The sequence below is a fragment of the [Clostridium] innocuum genome, assembly GCA_012317185.1.
GTDB lineage: Bacteria > Bacillota_I > Bacilli_A > Erysipelotrichales > Erysipelotrichaceae > Clostridium_AQ > Clostridium_AQ innocuum.
On the sequence record CP048838.1, the window covers coordinates 4,380,268 to 4,402,754 of the forward strand.

General features: G+C 44.4%; 20 protein-coding genes. All 20 read right to left on the minus strand.

Going from position 1 to position 22,487, the window contains the following annotated elements:
• Positions 1–248: 248 nt before the first annotated feature.
• The 20 genes from G4D54_21420 to spoIID all read right to left on the minus strand — a co-directional run bounded on the left by G4D54_21420 (position 249) and on the right by spoIID (position 22,448).
• The gene (locus G4D54_21420) at positions 249–1,145 is read right to left on the minus strand and encodes an ROK family protein (GenBank protein ID QJA04809.1); all 897 of its coding nucleotides are present in this window, start codon (positions 1,143–1,145) and stop codon (positions 249–251) included.
• Positions 1,145–2,518, minus strand: a complete 1,374-nt coding sequence (locus G4D54_21425) for a glycoside hydrolase family 1 protein (GenBank protein ID QJA04810.1) — start codon at positions 2,516–2,518, stop codon at positions 1,145–1,147. The genes G4D54_21420 and G4D54_21425 overlap by 1 nt, the downstream gene beginning before the upstream one ends.
• 246 nt (positions 2,519–2,764) lie before the next feature.
• Positions 2,765–3,568 carry a MurR/RpiR family transcriptional regulator gene (locus tag G4D54_21430; GenBank protein QJA04811.1) on the minus strand — a complete coding sequence of 268 codons (804 nt, stop codon included), beginning with the start codon at positions 3,566–3,568 and terminating at the stop codon, positions 2,765–2,767.
• A 32-nt stretch (positions 3,569–3,600) separates the two neighbouring features.
• Positions 3,601–6,210: a glycosyl hydrolase family 38 gene (locus G4D54_21435; GenBank protein ID QJA04812.1), complete on the minus strand. Its 2,610-nt coding sequence runs from the start codon at positions 6,208–6,210 to the stop codon at positions 3,601–3,603.
• Between the two features lie 13 nt (positions 6,211–6,223).
• Entirely contained in the window at positions 6,224–6,676 is a 453-nt protein-coding gene (locus tag G4D54_21440) for a PTS sugar transporter subunit IIA (GenBank protein QJA04813.1), read from the minus strand.
• Between the two features lie 12 nt (positions 6,677–6,688).
• Positions 6,689–8,161: a PTS fructose transporter subunit IIB gene (locus G4D54_21445; protein QJA04814.1), complete on the minus strand. Its 1,473-nt coding sequence runs from the start codon at positions 8,159–8,161 to the stop codon at positions 6,689–6,691.
• Between the two features lie 453 nt (positions 8,162–8,614).
• Positions 8,615–10,639, minus strand: coding sequence for an ATP-dependent zinc metalloprotease FtsH (locus G4D54_21450; protein ID QJA04815.1), 2,025 nt, complete (start codon positions 10,637–10,639; stop codon positions 8,615–8,617).
• A 20-nt stretch (positions 10,640–10,659) separates the two neighbouring features.
• Positions 10,660–11,199: a hypoxanthine phosphoribosyltransferase gene (gene hpt / locus G4D54_21455; GenBank protein QJA04816.1), complete on the minus strand. Its 540-nt coding sequence runs from the start codon at positions 11,197–11,199 to the stop codon at positions 10,660–10,662.
• Between the two features lie 27 nt (positions 11,200–11,226).
• Complete coding sequence (gene tilS, locus G4D54_21460) at positions 11,227–12,438, minus strand: tRNA lysidine(34) synthetase TilS (protein QJA04817.1); 1,212 nt, start codon at positions 12,436–12,438, stop codon at positions 11,227–11,229.
• A 181-nt stretch (positions 12,439–12,619) separates the two neighbouring features.
• Positions 12,620–13,390 carry a hypothetical protein gene (locus G4D54_21465; GenBank protein QJA04818.1) on the minus strand — a complete coding sequence of 257 codons (771 nt, stop codon included), beginning with the start codon at positions 13,388–13,390 and terminating at the stop codon, positions 12,620–12,622.
• Between the two features lie 94 nt (positions 13,391–13,484).
• Entirely contained in the window at positions 13,485–13,751 is a 267-nt protein-coding gene (locus G4D54_21470) for an AAA family ATPase (protein QJA05261.1), read from the minus strand.
• Positions 13,752–13,816: 65 nt separating this feature from the next.
• Positions 13,817–14,188 carry an AAA family ATPase gene (locus G4D54_21475; GenBank protein QJA04819.1) on the minus strand — a complete coding sequence of 124 codons (372 nt, stop codon included), beginning with the start codon at positions 14,186–14,188 and terminating at the stop codon, positions 13,817–13,819.
• A gap of 45 nt (positions 14,189–14,233) precedes the next feature.
• A complete protein-coding gene (locus tag G4D54_21480) occupies positions 14,234–14,416 on the minus strand; it encodes an AAA family ATPase (protein ID QJA04820.1) in 183 nt (60 codons plus the stop codon).
• A 231-nt stretch (positions 14,417–14,647) separates the two neighbouring features.
• The gene (locus G4D54_21485) at positions 14,648–15,166 is read right to left on the minus strand and encodes a hypothetical protein (GenBank protein ID QJA04821.1); all 519 of its coding nucleotides are present in this window, start codon (positions 15,164–15,166) and stop codon (positions 14,648–14,650) included.
• 236 nt (positions 15,167–15,402) lie between these two features.
• Complete coding sequence (locus G4D54_21490) at positions 15,403–17,259, minus strand: SpoIIE family protein phosphatase (protein ID QJA05262.1); 1,857 nt, start codon at positions 17,257–17,259, stop codon at positions 15,403–15,405.
• Positions 17,260–17,434: 175 nt separating this feature from the next.
• Positions 17,435–18,004 carry a hypothetical protein gene (locus tag G4D54_21495; protein QJA04822.1) on the minus strand — a complete coding sequence of 190 codons (570 nt, stop codon included), beginning with the start codon at positions 18,002–18,004 and terminating at the stop codon, positions 17,435–17,437.
• A gap of 459 nt (positions 18,005–18,463) precedes the next feature.
• Positions 18,464–19,564 (minus strand): undecaprenyl/decaprenyl-phosphate alpha-N-acetylglucosaminyl 1-phosphate transferase, encoded by a 1,101-nt coding sequence (locus tag G4D54_21500; protein ID QJA04823.1) that lies wholly within the window; start codon positions 19,562–19,564, stop codon positions 18,464–18,466.
• 22 nt (positions 19,565–19,586) lie between these two features.
• Positions 19,587–20,573, minus strand: coding sequence for a rod shape-determining protein (locus G4D54_21505; GenBank protein QJA04824.1), 987 nt, complete (start codon positions 20,571–20,573; stop codon positions 19,587–19,589).
• Positions 20,574–20,834: 261 nt separating this feature from the next.
• The gene (locus G4D54_21510; GenBank protein ID QJA04825.1) at positions 20,835–21,458 is read right to left on the minus strand and encodes a M23 family metallopeptidase; all 624 of its coding nucleotides are present in this window, start codon (positions 21,456–21,458) and stop codon (positions 20,835–20,837) included.
• 48 nt (positions 21,459–21,506) lie between these two features.
• Positions 21,507–22,448: a stage II sporulation protein D gene (gene spoIID, locus G4D54_21515; protein QJA04826.1), complete on the minus strand. Its 942-nt coding sequence runs from the start codon at positions 22,446–22,448 to the stop codon at positions 21,507–21,509.
• Between the last annotated feature and the right edge of the window lie 39 nt (positions 22,449–22,487).

Consider the following 22,487-nt stretch of genomic DNA (forward strand, 5'->3'; position numbering starts at 1 on the left):
ATGGTCAAAGACATTTCACTGTCCTTAAATGCTCATTGTGGTTTATCAAAAGCTGTAGCCTTACTATTCTCTTTTTGCGCATCTATAGTATAGCATGGCTGCGGACGCAGAAACAGCGCAATTTGCACGCAGCCATTCTGCACACTGTGAAGCTGAAATAGAAAAGCATCATTATGAAAATTCCAGCGTGCTCAAAAAAACTTTTTTGAATAAAAAGGAGGAAATTCTGACAATCTCCTTCCTGTTCCTTATTCTGCCAGTCCCCTACGCTGCCGGTAATGCGCAAGCGCCCCCAGCAGATTGGCATCCTGCCGATACGTACAGCATTCCAAACGCGGTGTCAGTGTTGCAAAATCCAGCCCCTTCTGCAGCTTCTCATACGCTTCCATGATTCGCTGTGTGAAATCCCTTCGTGCACTGATTGCACCCCCAAACAGAATCATTTCCGGATCCAGCATATGCTGCACATTGAAGACACCAAAGGCAAGCTCCTCATAAAAGGTCTGAATAACCTTGCTGCACAGTTCATTTCCCTGCTGTGCTTCTTCAAAAATCCGCACACCATTCCATTCTTCCGCTGTCAAAGCCTCCATTTTGCGCACCATACTCGAGGTAGAGGCACACAGACTGAAATTTTGGACACTGCCGTCCGGCTGCTTTACCAGCATCATGCCAAATTCACCGCCATAGCGATGCGCTCCATGGCAAATGTTACGATTTCTTACGATTGCACCACCCACACCGGTTCCAATCACCAGAAACGCCATATCCTGTATGTTCTTCGCCTTGCCGTAAAACAATTCCGATAATGCAGCACAGTTCGCATCATTCTCTATTTCACAGCACAGTCCCAGCTCCCTCTGTATCCTTTCCTTCCACGAAAAGCCGTGGATAAAAGGAACTGCACTGCTTCCGCCGATCACGCCGCTGTCACAATTCACTGCCCCGCAGGAGCTGATTGCCACACCGGACAACGTAACCCCCTGCATGGTGATATCCTTCTTATATGCTTTCATATATGCGAGCAGTCCCTCTATGTCTGCGCTCATAGGATAGGATCTGGTATGGAAAAGCCTTCCTTCCTCATCTGCAGCTGCACATTTCAGAGAGCTTCCTCCGATGTCAAAACAAAGATACGTATCCATTAGAACCCCCGTTTCTCTGCCAGCTCGCGGAACCAGCAGCCACTTTTCTTTATTGTACGCTTTCCGGTTTCCAAATCAATAGAAATCAGTCCGTAGCGGTTTTTATATGCATTCAGCCAGCTCCAGCAGTCAATACCCGTCCACACATGATAGCCGATACAGTTACTGCCTTCCTCAATTCCCTTATGCAGCCAGGTAAGGTGCTCCTTATAGAAATCAATTCGGTAGTCATCCTCAATTCTGCCATCCTTGATAAACCGTGCTTCGTTTTCAACGCCCATTCCGTTTTCCGTTATCATCCATTCGATATTATCGTATTTGGTACGAATGTTGGTTGCGATATCATACATCCCCTTCGGATAGATTTCCCATCCGCGATAGGGATTGATCCTTCGGTTTGGCATTTCATAGAAATCATAGAAGCTCTCCGGCGTTATCATCGCTGCAGGGTCCACCGGGGTTTCCTTCGCTTTGACACGGATCGGCTGATAATAATTCACTCCGAGAAAATCCACGGTATTTTCCTTTATGACTGCAAGCTCGTGTTCCTCATAGTCCGGCAAAAGCGTATGCTCCTTCAAGAGCTCCACCAGCTCCTTCGGATATACTCCAAGAACAGCGGGGTCAAGAAAGCTTCGAGCAGAAAACAGCTCTGCAATGCGGGATGCCTCGACATCCTCCTTTGCCTGACTGCGTGGATAATTCGGGGTCAGGTTTAAGATAATGCCGATTTTCCCATCACACATTGCATGGAAGGCCTGCACTGCTCTGGCACTGGCAAGTGCCGTATGATAAGCCACCTGTACAGCAGCCTTCATATCATGGCGGCATGGATAATGAAAACCGTTCAGATACCCGCACTCCACATGAACGATCGGTTCATTGAAGGTGAACCAGCGCCGTACCTTTTTCCCATAGAGAGAAAAGCAGGTACGTGCATATTCCACATAGGCATCCACAACATGATCGCTTTCCCAGCCCCCCTGCTTTTGCAATTCCGCCGGCATATCAAAATGAAACAGATTGATCATAACCTCAATGCCTTCCTCATGAAAGGCATCAATGACATTATGATAATGTGCTGCGGCAAGCGGATTCAGCTCACCATCCCCTGTTGGAAACATACGGCTCCAGCTGATGGAAATCCGGCAGGAATTGTGTCCTGTTTCCTTCAAGAGTCGAATATCTTCCCGATACTGTGTATAGAATCCGGAAGCCTCCTTCGGTCCGATTCTGTCATGAAATTTCTCGGGCTCCTGTTCAAACCAGATATCCCATATATTTTTTCCTTTGCCATCAATGGCTGATGCCCCCTCGCTCTGTGTTGCGCTGGTGGCACTTCCAAAATAGAATCCTTTCGGAAATTGTAGCATAAGCTTCCTCCTTATAAAGTTATTTCTGTAAAGCACTACGGCATGCGCTTCCTATATCGTAAAACTCGTTTTCTTCATAATGCGGCAATACTATGCTTCCATACCGGAAATTATCTGCACCGGATTTTCTGCATAGCATGCGATGTTCCTATGTGAAAAATGCCGACTGCATCGAAGGCCCTCTCCATGGGAGAGAGCCTTTCTATGTGAAGCTGTAACAACTGCATATCTGCAGCTTTTCTATGTCTATTCCTTTCGATCCTTTAAAATCTCCTCTGTACTTGCCCAGTTTGTCAAAGCGTCGCTGTAGGTGCGTACATAATGGTAGTATAGCATATCGATCATGATTAAAATCGGTATCTGACCGGATATCATACCGGTGGACTCCTCCCCGGACAGCGATGAGGTATACAGAACAACATCACTGAGCTTTTTCAGGCGGCTGTTCTGATTTCCCAGAATGCTTACCACAAGAATTCCCCGTGATGTCAGCTCTGCGGCAAGCTCCTCCAGATAGGTATTCCCGCGCAGGGTGAAGATAAAAACCAGATCCTGCTTCTGCAATACCCGCGAGCTCATTTTGATGGCATCTTTATCATGAATGACCTCTATAAATTTACCGAGGCGGGAAAACCGGAAACGAAAGTCCTCTGCTGCAGTAGCACTCAGTCCGAATGCAAAGATGTTGATAATGCGATGCTCATAAATATAACTGCATACCTGTTCCATCGCCTTGGCATTAAAGTTTTGATCCACCAGATGAAAGATGCGGAAATATTCACTCTGTAAATCCAATGAAATATTAGAAATCTGCGGCGCATTCTGCATATTCAGATGCTGCTCATACAGGTACATCAGCTCCTTGAAATTGTTCAGTCCGATTTTCTTACAGAAGCGTGTAATGGAGGAGCTGGAAATAGAAAGCTCTCTTGCGAGCTCGTGAATCGTGAGCGGTTTTCTCCCGTCTGTGAAATATTGTGCAATCGTTTCTTCCACATAGGTGAAATTAACCTTTGCCAGATTGATTCTTAAAAGAATTTCCTTTTCCATATGCATTCCTCCATCGCTACCGGTATTATACTCTATTTCACGATGATTTTATAGGTTCTGATTTCCTCCGGCTGTATGCTTGACAGCGTCACAGGGTGTTGCTCAGCTTCACAGTCAGCGAGTGGCTCATGCAGCATATTCGTCTGCTGTATGGTTTCTCCTGTATAACACAGTGAATCTTCCTTTACCATCTCATTGCGACTATTATATACCCGCAGGATCGCCTGTTTATCATCCAGCGGATACAGGGAAGAAAATTGCAGGCAGTCACTTTTGTCCATATCGAGAATAGCGCTATGCAGAGGTTTTACCGCATTCGGATACGGGTGAGTGACAAAGTATTTCTGTGTGTTCACAAAGCGGTTGACCTCCTGCAGCTGATAAAACAGGACATCATTCGCATAGCGCAGCCATGTTTTCTGCACTTCCATAGCATCGTATCCATTCCGCAGGCACAGGGCAAAGGAGAAGCTCATGGTCTGCCGCAGCTCTGATTTCGGTGTCGGTATATATTTGAATTCGTTTCCGCTCGCAATTCCGGGACGGCGGTTCAAATCCGGACGTCCAAGCAATGGTACGCTGCGAAACAGTGTCAGTGCGATATCGGTATGCTTCAGGATTTCATATTCCTTTATTCCCTTACAGAAACAAGTCAGCACCTGATTTGTTCCATTCGATACATGGTGCAGCATCGGATAAATCGGCGTAGGCTCCTCACGATAGCCAGCCTCCTTCCAGTCCTCCATGTGCTTGGGATCATGTGCTCTTTGAATGGTACCGAACGGGGTGTCCGCAATACTGCAGGATGAGCTGCTTAAACCACGTAAAATCACACGCATGCGATGCTCCATCGCCGTGTTGTCAATGGTCATTTCACATTGTAATACATCTGAGGCCTGATGCAGCTGTATACAAAGCGTATATGCGATATCCTGACTGCATTTCCCATCGGCACGCTCCTGCAAATTCTCGGGAAGCTGCCATGCTCCATGCAATACCAGCGTTTCCGCAAGTGCTCCATGCTTCCATTCTGCCTGTGCATCCTGAAAGTGAAGCGTATAGATATGGTCAGGCGCCGGCCAGGAGTAATCATAGGTATCTCCCTCATCTCCGCTGTCCTCTACATACAGGAAATCCTCAACAACTTTCCCGTTTGCTTTGTCCAGCAGTCGCAGACTGCCGTTTTCCATGGTAATCTTATAAAATGTATTTTCAAGAGCACTGCATTCCTGCAGCTGTTCCGTGTGCTCACATGCTTCCAGATGCAGTATACGCATACTCATTGGCCTCATAGTCATGGCAATACGGATATCACTCTGATAATAATACAAATCCTCATCGTATACAGACGGGTCCCTGCGTATGCTTCCGCTGTATACACGCTGCGTCCCAAGACAGTCATAAACAACCTCACAGCCGGCTTCATCCACAATACGGAAGTGCCTTGCTTTCGTAGATACAGACACTTGGTATACATCATCTCTAGTATATGGCAGCGTATTATAGAACACCAGATCCTGTTCACGGATTCCCTCGATGGATTCACTCAGCTTGCGTACCTGATAATCCAAAAGCATCGAGCTCATCTGATCACAGTCCCTTAATCTTTGCAGGATGGCATCGTTGGTAGCATCACTGTTACAGCCGCAGGCACTGTCATGCGCATGGTTTAAAAGCACCTTCTTCCACAGCTTCCTCAGGAGTGAGGTTTTGGGTTTGATCCCCATCTGCATCTGCATAACCATAAATGGCTCCAGCTGATAGATAATGCGACGTTCAATTATATCATTCAGCTGTTTATGATCATAGCGTGAGGAATAAATGGAGTGGTGAATCTTGGAAACGGAGGCATCAATAAACTCGCCCGTAATCTGCGGCAGTCCTTCCTCCTCTCGCAGCTCTTTAAAGAAGCTTTCCAAATCGCTTTCAAAATATTGAATATCATGTGTGGAGCGTTCATTGTAATAGCTCAGACGCTCCTGCAGATTGAAATCCACATAACGCTGATCCCCTCCCAGAGGAAGCAGCTGATGGGTTGTGGAGGCACCGTTTAAAACACGATTTTCCACCTTGTCCACATCATCGGTGTAAATCAGATTTCCACCATAGAAGTATCCGTCCCGGATATGATAGCACAGCACAGCACTTCCATCTGTATTGTGCCAGTAAAACTCTCTTTGTTTACATACATCATTGGGAACTCCTCTCCAGAACAGAGCTTCGCGAATATCAAAGCCGTTATACAGCTTGGGCATATCCTTGCTTTGTCCAAAGGAATCCGGCAGATAACCGATCATCATACAGTTACCCAGTTCTCTTGCATAGCTTATCCCATACCACAGATTTCTCGCAAGGCTTTCTCCACTGATAATCAGTTCATCGCTCTGAGTGTACCAGGGTCCGATCATCAGCTTTCCTTCTTCTACCAGCTTGCGTACCACGGGCTCTTTTTCAGGCATCATATTCAGATATTCCTCCAGAATACTCACCTGAGAATCCAGTAAATAGGTCTTCAGTGTTCCGCTTTCCAGTGCGGAAATCACCTCATCCATGTGATAAATCAGCTGTATGATGGATTCACTTGCGGTAAAATACCATTCATAATCCCAATGTGTATGAGAATACACATGCATTTTCTTCATAGCTATCTATCGCTTACAGCTCCACTGCAGCGATAACCTCATACAAGGCATCAACATCGGTTCCGCTTTTCAGTGCCGTTCGGAATTCCTCGCTGATCATTTTGCGTGCCAGCCTGCTCAGAATGCGCAGATGCACATCACCGCCATCCTCTGGAATCGTAAGCCCAAGTGCTACCTGTACAGGCTCCCCATCCAGCGCGTTCCATTCTATCGGATGTTCAAATTTCACAAGAAAGATTCCCGGTTTCATGCAGGTCGCATGCTTGCTGTGAGGAATAGCGATACCGTCCTGAAAGCCGGTTGTCGCCTCTTTTTCACGCTCACACATACCTTCAAAATAAGCATTCTCATTCTTTACAAAGCCTGCTTCATATGCTGCGTGTGCAATCACATGAAAGGCTTCCTTTTGTGTTTTCGCTTCTGTATCAAACTGAATATGATGCCTGTCAAATACACTCTTATCCATAACTGCCTCCTGTTACTCGTTTTCTTCTACAACCGGTTTTCGCCAGAAGCCGATAATCAATGCCGTTACCACAATCCCTGCAAGTACACAGAGAATCCAGGTGATAAAGGGTATCGGCTGTTCGATATATCCGATAAAGGTTCCTAGTGGTGATCCGATACCGCCATAAAATTTACAGCCTGTCAAAGCTACCAGACCTCCTGCCAGTGCAGAGCCTGCCACACTTGCTGTAATCATCTGTAACGGATTGGCTGCAGCGAAGGGAATCGCCCCTTCTGTTACACCGACCATTCCCATGCCGAAGGCGCTTGTCGCAGAAATCTTTTCAGTTTTTGAGAATTTGTTTTTGAAAATCACAGATGCCAGCCAGATACCAAGCGGCGCAACGGAAATCGCCGCCTGTGTGGCACTCTGCGGCACGAAGTTAGCACCCTGTACACCGTATTTGGTCATTGTATCCGTAAATACGGCTGTTCCGAAAATCAATGCCGTCTTATTTACCGGACCGCCGAAGTCAAAGCCGACCATTGCCCCAATGATTGCCCCGATAATGAATGGAGCTGCCGCATATTGTTCATTCAGTGTTGTCAGTCCGCTGTATAATGCATCCATTGCGAATGCAATCGGCTGACCGATCAAAAACAGAACGATAATCATAATCACCAGAGTGGATACGAACGGAATAATCATAATACCGGTAAGTGGCTGCACGATTTTCGGCCAGGGAATACGCTTCATCCCCTTTACAAAATATCCTACGATGAATGCAACCAGAATCGCAGACAGGAAACCACCGCCTGTCTGTGTTCCCAGAAATTCAGGATCGTTGGCAATATAGGCACCGATCATAGCCGGAGCGATTGCCGGTTTGTCTGCGATGGATTTCGCAACAAAGCCTGCAAACAGTGGAATCATCAGCTTGAAGCCTGTCTGTCCCACCATGAACAGCTTCTGCATGAAGTAGCCCATCGCTGTTTTGTTATCAAAGCCCCAGTTTACAATTCTCCCCAGATCGTCCTTCTGAAATGCAAATACATTCGCAATCGCCAGCAGTAAACCTGCGGCAATACACATCGGGACCATGTAGGAAATACCGCTCATAATGTGTTTGATAATCGGATTTTCCGTTTTCCCCAGTGTGATGTTTCCCGCCTTGCTTCCTTTTTCGCCATACAGCGTCGCCTCATTCAAAGCACGCTCAATCAATGCATTGGCATCCTTGATTGCATCCACGCTTCTTACCTTCATGACACGTTTTCCGGCAAAGCGGGCACAATCAATATCAATATCAGCTGCCACGATGACAACGTCTGCCTGTTTGATTTCCTGTTCACTCAGAACGTTTTCCGCTCCGATGGACCCCTGTGTTTCTACATGTACAGAATCTCCGCGTTTTTTCCCTGCCTGCTCCATAGATTCCGCAGCCATGTACGTATGTGCAATACCTGCTGCACATGCTGTAATTGCTACAATATGCTTACTCATAAGTTTTCCTCCTATCAAGTTCTCGTATAGTATATCCTGTACTTTTTTTAATGTAAACACTTACAGTCCATTCAGGGTGCAGTATCCTTTTTTCTTAAACTGATGAAACTAATTTCACTGTAAACGGTTATATTTTGTGATTTTTCACGTAAATTATCAGATAATTTGCTCAATAGAATAATTTTATGAAATTTTTATCCATTTATTTCTACTATATGAATTTTCATTTTAATAAGTAAGGGCTATGCATACATCCTAAAGCATAGTCTGTTTCATCATTCACCATAATGTTGACGATACCGATTTTCATGCCTGCTATTTCGGGTATATCTAATTGATTGCGGGGATAAAGTTCCCCTTTCCATTCATTGGATTACCATATAATGCTAAATATAGCTTTGATTCATTGAAAAAAGTCATGGAACGTTTACCCGCTCGCATGACTCTGTTTTACTATTCCTTATGTTCGTCGTAATCGTTTTTAGTCAGCTCTTTTAAGGCTGCATCAAAATCAATATCCGCCTCCTTTGAATCCTGTACGTCTTCGTGGACTTCCTTAGCAGTATCTTCCTGTGTAATGCCTGCCTCCAGATCCTTCAGCTTCTGCTCGGCCGCTTTGGCTTTTGCTTCCGCTGCACGTACTTCATCCTCAGGAGAAATCAGCTTACCGTAATTCATCAGATTGTAAATCTGTTCGCTGGTGATGGTTTCTTCCTCAATCAGCGTTTCTGCAATCAGTGTCAGCAGATCCTTGTTATCCTCAATAATCTGTTTTGCACGATCGTAGCATTCATTGATAATCTTACGGATTTCCTTGTCGATTTCATATGCAATCTCACCGGAATAATTGCTTCCGCTGCCATAATCTCTGCCCAGGAATACATTTCCGGTACCATCATCATACTGAATCGGTCCCAGAGAGGACATACCCCAGCTTCGTACCATAGCCTTTGCAATTTTTGTAGCCTTCTGAATATCATTGCTTGCTCCGGCAGATACTTCATCAAACATAACCTCTTCAGCAACACGTCCACCCATTAAGCCGGTGATCTGTGCCATGAAGTCTGCCTTTGTCGGCATCATTTTTTCTTCCTTCGGTGTCATCAGGTTATAGCCGCCTGCTTCACCACGCGGAATAATCGTAACCTTTTCCACCTTGTCTGCGTCATCCAGCTTCAAGCCGATAACAGCGTGTCCTGCCTCATGGAAGGCTACCAGGCGTTTTTCTCTGTCTGTATATTTCTTGGATTTCTTGGCAGGCCCCATCATAACACGGTCAATAGCCTCGTCAAGATCCTCCATTGTAATTACCTTACGTTTATCACGTACGGCTAATATAGCACCCTCATTCAACACGTTTTCCAAATCGGCACCTGAGAAGCCCGGTGTCCGCTTTGCCAGACCCTCCAGATTTGCATTCGGCGCCAGCTTTTTGTTTCTTGCGTGAACCTTCAAAATTTCATAGCGTCCGCGCTTATCCGGCAGGTTCACTGTAATCTGGCGATCAAATCGTCCGCTTCGCAGCAACGCAGGGTCCAAAACATCCGGACGGTTGGTAGCCGCAATGATTACAATACCCTTATTCTCACCCATACCATCCATTTCAACAAGCAGCTGGTTCAGGGTTTGTTCACGCTCATCGTTTCCACCGCCCATGCCGGCTCCACGCTGTCTTCCGACGGCGTCAATCTCATCAATAAAGACGATACACGGTGCAGTCTGCTGTGCTTTTTTAAACATGTCACGGACACGGCTCGCACCGGTACCGACAAACATTTCAACGAAATCAGAACCGGAAATAGAGAAGAACGGTACATCTGCCTCTCCTGCTACTGCCTTGGCAAGCAGCGTCTTACCGGTACCGGGAGGACCTACCATCAGCATGCCCTTCGGAATACGGGCACCCATATCTGTGAACCGCTTTGGATCCTTCAGATAGTCGATGATTTCCTTAACCTCTTCTTTTTCCTCATCACAGCCCGCAACATCTTTGAAGCGAACCTTGATATTTCCTTCGATCTTTGCACGGGATTTACTGAATTCAAATGCCTTATTGTTTCCTCCCGCGTTCATTTTAGAAAACATGAAGAACGCCACACCTGCAATCAGCAGGAACGGGAACACATTCATCAGGAATTTCATTAACAGGCTTTCCCTGTTTGGATCGCTTACTGTTAAATTGGTACTCTTGCTTTTTTTGAATACGTCTGTCAGATAGGAAACATTCTTTTCCGTATTTGGCACACGAACGGTGAAGTTTACATCTTTGCCTTTCTCACTATACGACCCTTTTACATCAATAACGGTAGTTCCCATTGACATTTCCGCTTTGGTGAATGTCATGGTATTTGCCTTTGTCATAAATTCGTTATAGTTAAAGTTTTTTGTATTACCCTCTGATCCATAGGAAATCAGAAGCAGCATAATACCAAGGACTAAGATATAAGGTAGAAAGCTTATAAACTTTTTATTGTTCATTCAATCGTCCTCCTAACGTTTTATTTGTATACTTCAGGTTTCAGTACTCCTATATAAGGCAGATTGCGGTAATGCTGGTCATAATCAAGACCGAAGCCCACAACAAATTCGTTGGGTATCTCAAAACCTACATAATCTGCAGTTATATCTACAACACGACGATCCGGTTTATCTAACAGAGAAACGACTTTTACATCGCTTGCCCCTTTGTTTTTCAACAGACGTGTCACTTCCTTCAGCGTGCGTCCGGTATCAACGATATCCTCCACAAGCAGAATCGGTACGCCCTTTACTGAACAGTCCAGATCCTTGACAATTTTAATATCTCCGATGGACTCTGTTCCTTCATAGCTTGATACATCCATGAAGTCAAACTGGATATCCAAATCTATATGCTTAATCAGCTCTGCAAGAAAAGGAACACTTCCCTTCAGTAAGGCTACCAGCAGCGGTGCCTTCCCTGTTTTGCGGTAATCATCACTGATTTGTTTTCCTAATTCCATACTTCTTTTTACGATGTCTTCCTCGGACACCAATACTTTTTCAACTACGTCGTGCATGCAAAATCCTCCTAATACAGCTATCTACTATTTTAACACAAATAGCGTAGGATTGTTAGAAAAATGTGCAATATCACAGCCAATTTTAGGCACCAGAATCACATTTCCCGCAGCATTCACAACAACCGGCCATAATTTGCGTTCCTTTTTGGGAATTTTGCGGTCTATGAACCAGCGGTTCAGCTTTTTTACGCCGAATCGAAGCTGTATGGCGTCCTGCGGCTGTGCATTTCTTATGGTTATCGGCCAGTCTGTTTCCTGCAGAGTAACCGCCTCAACCCCTGTTCCGTGAGGAGCTGTTTCAAAGTACGGGGTTTTCTCAAATACTGCATAATCGTATACATAGGAATAGCTGATTTCCTCACTGATATCAATTACCAGCTTTCCGTATTCACTGTATATATCATACCCGCCGGCGATATCGCGTGTCCAATAGTTTGCATTGTTCATAATCAGCTCCCGCAGCACCTGAATTTCATGCATGGACAGATAACAGCTGCATGTATCATGAATCCAGGTGATCAGCACCTGTTCCAGAAAATAGCTGTCCAGTACCCGCAGTTTTTTCAGACTTCCGTCCCAGCTGTTTAAAAACGCACGGCAATCTGCACGCAGCTGCTGCATGCGCATGTTTTCCCGGGAAATGGTTTCCATCAGCGTTTCTTTTTCCTTTTCCGACATTCTATCCACAATCTCATGCCGGATTCTGTTTCTTGCATAGTGATCCGTAAGGTTGCTTTCGTCAATTCCAAAAGGCACGGCATTCTCTCTACAGTATGCTTCCAGTTCCCGTTTGCTATACGCCATTAGCGGACGGATGATTGTACAGCCCATGATGCATGCTTCCTCCTGTATACCGAGATATTCCTTCATACTACCACGCTCTTTTGCCATCAGATAGGTTTCCAGATGGTCATCCAAATGATGTGCCAGCAATACGGCAGCCGCCTGATACTTCTGTAAAAGCTCGCGATACATACGATAGCGCTCTTCTCTGGCAAACGCCTGAAAGTTGCCCACACAGGGCTTTGTCTGCAGTTTCGCTTCGAAGGGAATATGAAAACGTGCACAATAGCTGCGCACCAGTTCCATATCCCGATCCGCCGTATCACGCTTCTTATAATTCATATGCGCGACAACCAGTTGGAATCCTTCTTTTCTGCACATATCCAGCAATGCCATAGAGTCCGGGCCTCCGCTGACACCGATGATATAGGTTCCTTTTTCCAGTTTCTTCATTTGTTTCATGCGGCTATTATACGGTAAATACGATCATTAGGCAATATGAAAAATAAATAGCCAGGTGAATTTATTCTATCACTGGTAGAAAACGAACACGTTGTCTATGAAAAAACAGATGAGGGATATTCATCATCCAACACCTGCTTTTATCCTATATCCTGAAATCTCAGACAGACTGCTATTCTGCTTTTACAATCAGACAGGATTTCTTACAAAAGACGATTCCGTATGCGACGATATCTGTATAGCCTTTCTTATACAGAACTTCCAGATACTTCCTATCTTTTATCTGCCGGCATGCCTGTTCTGCGGCTATTTCCATATGTTCCATATTTTTTACCACCTTTACTTCAAACAACAGGCCTCTTTCTTTGGCATATGCCGGAAGAACAGCAAGATCAAACCTGCCTTCTCCTGATTCCTGATTAGACACTACCTGATAGTCATTTAACATGCCTATTAAAACACCATGATAGAACCTTTCATTGTAATCAAAATAGCTGATTGACTGAAATAAAACATCGTTCAGTACTTTATTAGCCGCTTTCACATCTTCTACCATCAGCGCTTCTGCAAATTTTATACTGTTTTGCATTATCTGCTGTTCGAACCATTCACGGAAGATCATCGTATAAATCCGATTGATTTCCTTGTTTGGAATCATCAACTGGTAGATTCCCTTCTCTTGATCCGTACATTGAACAGCTTTCAGATAACCGGTAAACAATAAAAAGCTGTAAATATTATTAACTTGATCCAATTCCCTATACGTTATATTATCCTTGATTGTTTTTTCAATAACTCCGCCTGATGCCAGTATATCGAATTCTTCTCTCATTTTAGAGCTTGCTTCTTTTACGTAGCGATAGATAATATCATTTCCACTCGTATTCGCCCAAAAAGACTCCGGTGTTTGTTTATCCGTTTTAATCAATTTATCAAGATACATCAAAACACTCCACGGGTTAGACTCTGTCCGCTAGTAGCGTAAATTTCACAGTTTCCAAACTGATAGCCATCGCGCCATGGGCGGGCAGCGCCTATCATTCCTTTACCTGCCCCTGATATTCATTTGCCTGATAATCAAGCAACAAGGAATCGATTTCATTCTGCGTGAAGCCAAATCGCTGTTTGGAGGTCTCATCAAAAATAGAAAGCACCTTAAAATTATTCAGTCCAGTAAAAAGGCTAAAGCCCGCCTGTGGTGTCGATTCTTTCGCAATCCTTAAACAGCCTGTCAGTATCCCTTTCTCTAAGGCATTGTTTGTTTTTAAAGCAGCACTGAATACATTTCCAAGGAAAGCAACCATATCATCATAATAACCGTTCAAGTAGGCATTCTGTAAAGGGACATCACGCCATGGGCGGGCAGCGCCTATTCATCGATGAGTATGATTACCTGCTTTTGATAATGTTGTTCCAGACATCCCGAAATGAATCTTAAAGCATTTTGCAGCTCCACTTCATTTTGTGCACCACGGTATAAACTTTTCATTCGCTCCTTGTCAAATTCATTGATCCGCTCACTTGTTAGCAATTCATGATTATTTCTAATGATTTCCTGCATCAGATAGGAAAACATTGTCAGTTGTTTTTCAAAGGTATTATTTTTCATATCTTTTAAAGTAAGAAAAATAACCGGATACTGATTCTGTAGTTTCATAACCTGCGCATCTTTTGTGATATCCAATCCCTCAAACAGATAAGCGCTTTCCTTTTGTTTGATTGAAAAGAAATAATACAGCACGCCTGGGCGGGCAGCGCCTACTCATATTCAAGGTTTTTCCCGCTACTAGCGCGCCTCTTGTCGGATACCAAAGGTATCGACACTATTTCGGTGAAATCGCCTCGGTCTTGTATATAACGCTACTTTTTCATTGCATACATCTTTGATAAAGTTCGTTTTATCGACATAATAATATTGATGATCAATCATTTCTTTGAAATTTTCTATACCGATTGGCAAAGCTTTCATATTATCAGCTCCTGTCTGCATAGCTTTATTATATCATACTCTTTCTACATTATATCATGCAGGTGGGTATGAATTTCATGTATGATGAAGACTGATACAAATTCCCTTACAACAAAGCAAAGAAGTAGATATGAAATTCAGATAGGATCAAATTCTGCATGATTTGCGTTCAGAATATCTAAGAAAAGGAATGCCCTATTATAAGCACTCCCATACTAATTCTTTATCACGCTATGCCATGGTCACCTCAGTTATTTCGATATGGTAAGTTCCCTTATTCTGCTTCACAGCAAGTGTCATATGCTCCAGATAATGAAATATGATATCTCCATCAGGATCATCATAGTGTACTGTGGTTATCAGCAACAAGGTATTTTCATCCTGTATCGTCAGGTTACTATCTATATTGGCGATTCCAATGTGTTTGGTATCATTCGCCAGCACGGTATTCTCCTTCATGATGGATGTAAAAACGGTGACTTCATTCTCACGATCAAGTGTTCCATCTGCGTTTATGACACAATTTCCTTCATAAGCAACACTGTATCCCTCACTCACCGGCTGCGTTAGAGAAAATGACAGTATCTGTTTATCCGATAATGCTTTCGTATGGGTCTCCAATATGACAGGTTGTTGCGTTACTTCTATTTCCGGTTTCTCACCTGCACTAGAGCATCCGCATAAGCAGACCATACATATCACAGAAACCCATATTCGGAATTTTAAGTGTTTTTCTTTGTCTTCAAGCATCTTCATGCTCCTGTGCTTCAGAGCGTGAAGGTTATGTATAACCATTACTACCAACCCCTATCGTTCCTCTTACACCTATATACTATCATATAAATTTTAAAGGAAACAGGCTGGTAATATAACATTTTCGTTGTTATGATTACTTTATACAGTATTCTATAAATACAGCACTGAGCTTTAATTATCGCAAACGTAATTTCACGGAGTTTCTAATATCTTTAAGCTGGCACAGTTTCCTAAACCTCATCCACTTTGGCCAGTACAATCGTAGAATCGTCCTTACGTCTTGTCTTTTTTAACAGCTCCGTAAAGCTTTCCACATCCGCCTTCACACTTGTCTGTGTCCTCTGATTGAGCCATTTATAAATCTCATTCATATATATGCCATCAGATATCATAAGGTATTCATCCCCTGCCTTTACATCAACCTGGAAGCAGTCCGGCTGCATCTGACTGATGATTCCCACAGGCAACGCACTGCCGTTAATTTCATATATCTGATCATCCCGCAGCAGAAATGTCGGACAGGCTGCGGATTTTGATATGTAGGCAACCCCCTGTGAACGGTTAAAGCAGATGACATCCAGCGTTGCATAGGTATCGCTTTGAATCAGCTTGTTTATACATTTGATGGCGCTGTCCTGTGGAATTCCACTGACCATCATACGTTGGAAAATATTCGTAATCAGGCGTGAGCTTTGGGCAGCACGCTCACCGTTTCCCATACCATCCGAAATCATGCACACCACACTCTGACGGAATCTGAAGATGGAAAAGGTGTCCCCGCTGGAGGTGTAGGAGTTTTTTACACTGTCCGCATAGGCATCAATGACAAAGGGAATATCATCACAGACGGTGATGGAATGATAGCCGCGCATGAATTTTCGATTGCGAATGTCCGCGATCTGCAGATTTCGGTGAAGCAGGACCTCAAGCAGCGGAAGCAGCGTGGTTCGTATTTCTCCGCGTTTGATATTTGCTATTTCCACACAAACCTGTATACAGCCCTCCTTCGGCTCTTCAATACTCAGCTCACGCACATCATATTGATAGCCTTCCAGCGCCTTGGCGACACGTACCGTATCCTTTTCGTAGCCGTCTATTTTTCGTATGGCGTCTGCATTATATTGCAAAGCATTGGACATATTGGCAAGCAGTTCAGCCTGCACATCACTGATCTGTGCATAATATTCCGACAGGGATTGAAAGATATTGGCATAATTCTGCATCTGCCGCTTTAGCATACTCGTCTGAGAAAGCCGGTACTCCTGTTCATTTTGAAGCTCCGTACTCATATGCAGGGAAGCTGCATTCGCCGGTACAAGCAGAACACCGCTCATACACAGCAGCAGATATATCAAATCCTCTGTATTATCCGGATACAGGAAACATGCACCCAGCAACAGCAGCATGGCACTCTTGCGCTCCTTTTTCAAAACACTTAAAAGAACCGTAAGGACAAGTGCCGGCAGCACACGGATATCCAGCAGGAAATATATCATCAGCGCCACAGTCACTGTGATCCATGCATTGCTTGATAAAGCAATCAGCAGCATGGTAATCATAATGACCTCCTGTGCATATACTGGTAACAGCTCCACCCCCAATAAGCCGATGGTAAACAGCAGAATTCCCCGCATGCAGGCATTATGCAGCATCCCCTTCTGAATCCACTGATAATCCGCAAACAGCTCCTGCATCAACACAAAGCTCAGTACCGGCAGAATCACAGCCGTATTGTGCAGTCCATACTGCTGGACACTGAACGCCGCACTTAACAGTGCTGTCAGATACGGCATCCACTGGTATAAATTCTGATTCATCACCTTAACCATATGAATAATCACAAAGTAACAGGCAAAGCCAAGCGCATAGCTGTACGCCGGCAGAATTCCTCTGGTTAACGAGCAAAGAAGAATAAAAAATACGCTGATCATTGCTTCCCGGATTGTACGCATATAGGAATAGGATACATACAGAAATGCAAGTGTATAACTAAGCGGAGAAGCCAGTGTACCAAGAATTATTGAAATTCCGGCACAGGCCAAATCCTCCGCATGAATGGAAAATTTCCCCTTCAGTCTCTTGTTCATCACCTTTTCCAAACAAAACCACCTCTTTCATGCGTTATTGTAGAAGACATTTCGCATGGATTCTGTCATATTTTGTCTGTTCTGCAAAATTGCCTGCTTTTCCACAGCATTCTTCATCATCCTGACATTCCCTAACTCTTCAAATTGCATTTCCCCGTCAAACAAGCGCCTTGCATTAGTCCAGACAGTTTTTCACACGTTCCTTTATTTCACGGAACAGCTCACTGTCACGCCTTAAATGTGCTTTGACATCAATAATTCTGGCAGTATTGATCCATTTTGCATCATTGATGAACAAAACCGATTCCTTATTCATTCCCTTGATTTTCCCCAGGCGCATCAAATGACGCTTCCCTTTCGGATTCTCCTTGCTGTAGGCCTGCAGATAAGCCGTATGATTCCCGCTCATCGGCACAACGAATGCCTTGTTATGAAAAATTGTTATAATCAGACCAAAATGCTGATAACCGATTTCTGCAATGTATGCTTCACCAAAATCTATATAACAGATATCACCAACACGGATATCCACACCAAGCTCACCACAGCTTCCCGCATGACGGCGTTCTCTCAGATTCTGTTCCGACACCAGCCGCGGTATCGCCTCCTTCACACTCAAAGATGCATAATCCATGCTCTTCTCCTCGATGTAGCATTCCCACAGATCCTTCCAATACGCCTTCTCTCCAAGGGAACCTTCCTTCTGATCCTCATCGACCATTTCGTATAATTTTTTAACTTCCATTTTTCTCACCTCACTATATACATACGATAGAAAAAGGGCCAATTCCTAAAAAATCCTGAAATTGCGGATATTTTTTTTATTAAAATCCACAAAGTCTTCATAATTAGAGAAAATGCCGTAAATGTCCCATAAAAACAATTCTTACAATATGGAGTCATTCACAACAGCATTCCTACAGCTGTTTCCTGTTAGAAGAAAGGAAAATGTAAAAATAATACAAAATATACCCCCCTCTGTAATGGCTTTGCCTATAGTAAAAACAACAGCCATGTCTGACATCGCAGCTATGAAATCGGTGTTGCTTTAACGCTATGGCAAACAAAGATATAATTTTCATTACACGAGTATCAAATACAAAATGTAAAAAAGAGAATCCAAGCACTGCAATCATGGTCGCAGCCCTGTATTCTCTCATTTTTTTCATCCTGAATGTCAAGGATTTCTACAGCATTAGATTTGCTATTTTTCCTGTTTCGTATCCGGACTTTTCTTTGAAAATTTCCGATACAGCTTTCTGGCACGCTTCTGAATGGAATTCGCTATCGACAGCAACGGGTGATACTGCTTGGATATCATCCCGGAAAACTCGATAAACAGCTCAACAACCAGTGCGATGATAAACAAAACAAGAAATCCTGTCGCTTTATTTATCAGATAGATGTACGCTGTAAAGCCGAACAGCGCAGTCACCACATACAAAATAATGACCGTATTGCGATGTCCGAACCGCTGCATCAGCAGATGGTGCAGATGGTTCTTGTCGGCTTCGGAAAATTTATGCCCACTCAGCTTTCTTCTCAAAATTGCCCCAATGGTATCCACAATGGGAACCGCCAGCAGCAGAATCGGAAGTGCCAGTGTCATAATCGTGGAGCTCTTGAAGCCCAGCAATGAGATAGCGGATATAATAAAGCCCAGAAACAAGGCTCCGCAGTCCCCCATGAAAATACTTGCCGGATGTGAATTATACAGCAGAAACCCCATGGTTGCCCCTGCCAGAATCAAAGACATCGTCTGGATATCCAGACGTCCCTCGATCACGGAAAGACATGCAATGACAACCAGAATAATCGCAGAGATTCCCCCTGCCAGACCATCCAGTCCGTCAATCAGGTTCACCGCATTGGTGATACCGATAATCCACACAAAGGTTACAATAAAGGATACCAGTCCCATATCGATGGAAATTCCCATCGGCAGACGGATCACATCGAGTGAAACCTTTCCCACTGTCATCAAAACGATGGCGGCAGCAACTTCAAATGCAAGCTTATACTTCGGTTTCAGATTGACCATATCATCGATCAGACCGCCTATGAACATGATTGTCCCACCAATCAGAATACCGTTGATGGTCATATCCGTCTTCATAAAAACCGCCATGCACACGACAAAGGATATATAAATGGCTACACCGCCAATACGTGCGATTTTTCCCTTATGTACGGTTCGCTCATTCACCTGTGCATAAATATCCAGCCGGTAGGCGACGATTTTCAGAAAAGGAGTAATCAGTGCGGATAAGGCCAATGGAATAATCAGATATTTCAGCCAATCCATATAGATACCTCGCTTTTATTTTCTATTGTACAAGATGCAGATTCTCGAGCAGAATTCCCGTACCTTCGGCCACACAGCGAAGTGCATTCTCCGCAACATATACCGGAATGTGCAGTTCATTACGCAGCAGCTCGTCAATACCGTGCAGCAGTGCACCGCCACCGGTCAGTACGATACCTCTTGTCACAATATCACTTGCTAGCTCGGGAGGTGTCTGTTCCAGAACCGTTTTGCAGGCACGAACAACATCCTGCAGACTTTCCGCCATACTGCCCTGAATTTCCTCACTGGACAGGGTAATGGTTGTCGGCAGACCGGTTACCAGGTCACGTCCACTTACTTCAATCGTTTCATGCATGCTGCCCTTCCATGCAGTTCCGATCTGTTTCTTCACTTCCTCTGCTGTACGATCACCAATCAGCAGCTTTTTATTTTCCTTAACAAATTTGATAATATCACGATCCAGCGTATCTCCTGCAATCTTCAGGGACGTACTGCTTACGATTTCACCTAAAGAGATCACCGCAACGTCAGTCGTACCACCACCGATATCCAGAACCATGCATCCGCTTGGCTTCCCGATATCCAGTCCTGCACCGACAGCAGCCACCTTCGGCTCCTCCTCGATATACACTTTTTTCGCACCTGCACGATAAGCCGCATCACGAATGGCATTTCTTTCCACACTGGTGATGTTGCTTGGACAGCAGATCAGAATGGTAGGACGCTTGAACATCCCCTTGATAGCCAGCTTCTTGAAGAAGAAGTTCAGCATGATTTCCGTTACCTCGAAATCCGCAATAACCCCATCCTTCAGAGGACGGATTGCCAGTACTCTGCCCGGTGTTCTTCCAAGCATGTCCTTCGCATCTTGCCCGGCAGCCAGACATTTCTTTGTTTCTGCATCTATCGCAACTACACTAGGCTCGTCAATTACGATGCCTTCACCTTTTACATACATTAGTAAGTTTGCTGTTCCTAAGTCGATTCCTACTTCTTTTGAAAACATAGTCCTTCATTCCTTTCGTGCGTTCATATTTCTTCCATAAGAATTTGATCCGCATTTTTTACAGTAGTCCGCACAGATTCTGAAATAGATAAGAAATATCCGTTTTCAGACATTCCATGCGCTATTTATACTCAATTTCAAGCAATTACCATTATAACACAAAATCCGAAATGTAAAAGTGTTAATATGCCTTTCCTTTTCTTAAAATTCCGTAATATGTATGGATGGGCTTTCACATATGAAAATAGTACCGCAAGGGTACTATTTGATCTCAGCGTTCGTTTTGCCGTACATCAGCTCCGGATCTATAATCTTGCCGTTTTTCTCTACGACGATATGCAGATGATTGCCCAGCTCCTTGTTGTAAATATTGCTTCCGGCCTTTGCAATGGGATCCTTCTGATTGACCTTATCGCCCTTTTTCACAGTGATATCGGACAGGCTCTGATAGGTTATGCTCAGATCCTTGCTGGTGATTGTAACACTTTTGCCGAAGATATTATCTTCCTTCACATCACTCACCTCGCCGCTGAAGCTTGCCAGAACATCGAAAGCCTCTTTGTTGAAGGAATAGTCCATGCCCTGATTGGCTCGGTAGACGCCTTCAAACTTCGTCATACTGTCAACCTTGCTGTCCTTTCCATCAAAATAATCAAGAACGACCTCTGCCTTGACCGCAAACGGCTGGATGCCTTTTTCTTCCTCAGCTGAGCTGGGAAGCGAGAGCACCGGCGTGGTATCTTCCTTAAACACGGAAGTGTCCTTTGCAGGATTCTTCATGGAATATTCATAAGTCAGAAAGGCAGCTGCGGCAATCAGCAGGCAGCTTAAGGAAACAATCAGTCTGCGTTTTGGAAATTTCTTTTCCTTTGTATAGCTATACATTTCATCACCTCTAGTGATGATTATGCCCGCCCCTTTTTTCTTTATACATCATTCTTTTACAATCTGTACACCGGTATAATAATGCTTCAGTATTTCCTTGTAATTCTTTTTCTCCAGCGCCATTCCCTGCGCCCCGTACTGACTCATGCCGAGACCATGACCAAAGCCTCTGGTTGTTACCGCATAACCGCCGCTTGTTTTCTTTATGGAAAAGCAGGAGGAGCGAAGATTCAGCTTTTCACGAATCTCTCTGCCACTGAAGACAATGCGGTCAATCGTTATGGATTTTACATAGCCGGAAGCGTAATGGGAAGGCTTTCCCACTTCCTTCACCGGATTCTCAAAGCCGAGCATCGTATGAAAATCCTCCTCTGAAATAACAGCTGTTTTTTCATAGCCGTCTTCCTCTTTATCCCAATGTGAATCCACACTGCGCAGATACGGCGTCCTGCTGTCCCAGTATTCCTCACTGTTGGCAGTCTTACCACAGGATCCGCTAAAGAACACGGCAGAAATCGGTTCGCCCTGATAGGTCATGATTTCCCCTTCTGTCTCCTGCAGCGCCTTCACAACTCTGGCATGCATCTTATCATAGGAGCTCCCCCAGATCTGACGCATCTGCTTATCATCGTGATATACCTGTGTCCGTGTAGTGTCATCCACCTCAAAGCCGCGCTTCGTCACAAAGGTCCTGGCAGCTACACACTGTGCCTTCAACGCCTCCATCTCAAAGGAAGCAGGCATCTCCGAGCCGATGACTCCCTCCAGGTATGTTTCCAGCGGCAGCTTCAGGCTGGTTCCGTCCTGTCTTGTAATATGTACGGTCTGTTCTTTGTCCTTCGCTTTTTCCTTATCCTTCTTTTCCTGCTCCTGCACCGATTCCTTACCTGTATTCCATAAAATCGGTGAGGATGTGCCCATATTCAGCCAGAGAAAAAAAGAGACAAGAATTATGGAGAGTACAAGGAGAAACTTCACAGCTATCTTCAAAAAAATCACACCCTCTCTACACTGTATGAAAGGGTGTGT

Excerpts from the sequence above, each read along its gene's own strand:
- G4D54_21430 (QJA04811.1), bottom strand. The coding sequence starts at position 3,568 with ATGGAAAAGGAAATTCTTTTAAGAATCAATCTGGCAAAGGTTAATTTC.
- G4D54_21500 (QJA04823.1), bottom strand. The coding sequence starts at position 19,564 with ATGGATTGGCTGAAATATCTGATTATTCCATTGGCCTTATCCGCACTG.
- G4D54_21435 (QJA04812.1), bottom strand. The coding sequence starts at position 6,210 with ATGAAGAAAATGCATGTGTATTCTCATACACATTGGGATTATGAATGG.
- G4D54_21480 (QJA04820.1), bottom strand. The coding sequence starts at position 14,416 with ATGAAAGCTTTGCCAATCGGTATAGAAAATTTCAAAGAAATGATTGAT.
- G4D54_21490 (QJA05262.1), bottom strand. The coding sequence starts at position 17,259 with ATGAACAAGAGACTGAAGGGGAAATTTTCCATTCATGCGGAGGATTTG.
- G4D54_21495 (QJA04822.1), bottom strand. The coding sequence starts at position 18,004 with ATGGAAGTTAAAAAATTATACGAAATGGTCGATGAGGATCAGAAGGAA.
- G4D54_21425 (QJA04810.1), bottom strand. The coding sequence starts at position 2,518 with ATGCTACAATTTCCGAAAGGATTCTATTTTGGAAGTGCCACCAGCGCA.
- G4D54_21420 (QJA04809.1), bottom strand. The coding sequence starts at position 1,145 with ATGGATACGTATCTTTGTTTTGACATCGGAGGAAGCTCTCTGAAATGT.
- G4D54_21465 (QJA04818.1), bottom strand. The coding sequence starts at position 13,390 with ATGTATCTTGATAAATTGATTAAAACGGATAAACAAACACCGGAGTCT.
- G4D54_21450 (QJA04815.1), bottom strand. The coding sequence starts at position 10,639 with ATGAACAATAAAAAGTTTATAAGCTTTCTACCTTATATCTTAGTCCTT.
- G4D54_21445 (QJA04814.1), bottom strand. The coding sequence starts at position 8,161 with ATGAGTAAGCATATTGTAGCAATTACAGCATGTGCAGCAGGTATTGCA.
- hpt (QJA04816.1), bottom strand. The coding sequence starts at position 11,199 with ATGCACGACGTAGTTGAAAAAGTATTGGTGTCCGAGGAAGACATCGTA.
- G4D54_21485 (QJA04821.1), bottom strand. The coding sequence starts at position 15,166 with ATGCTTGAAGACAAAGAAAAACACTTAAAATTCCGAATATGGGTTTCT.
- G4D54_21510 (QJA04825.1), bottom strand. The coding sequence starts at position 21,458 with ATGTATAGCTATACAAAGGAAAAGAAATTTCCAAAACGCAGACTGATT.
- G4D54_21505 (QJA04824.1), bottom strand. The coding sequence starts at position 20,573 with ATGTTTTCAAAAGAAGTAGGAATCGACTTAGGAACAGCAAACTTACTA.
- G4D54_21470 (QJA05261.1), bottom strand. The coding sequence starts at position 13,751 with ATGGTTGCTTTCCTTGGAAATGTATTCAGTGCTGCTTTAAAAACAAAC.
- tilS (QJA04817.1), bottom strand. The coding sequence starts at position 12,438 with ATGAAGAAACTGGAAAAAGGAACCTATATCATCGGTGTCAGCGGAGGC.
- G4D54_21440 (QJA04813.1), bottom strand. The coding sequence starts at position 6,676 with ATGGATAAGAGTGTATTTGACAGGCATCATATTCAGTTTGATACAGAA.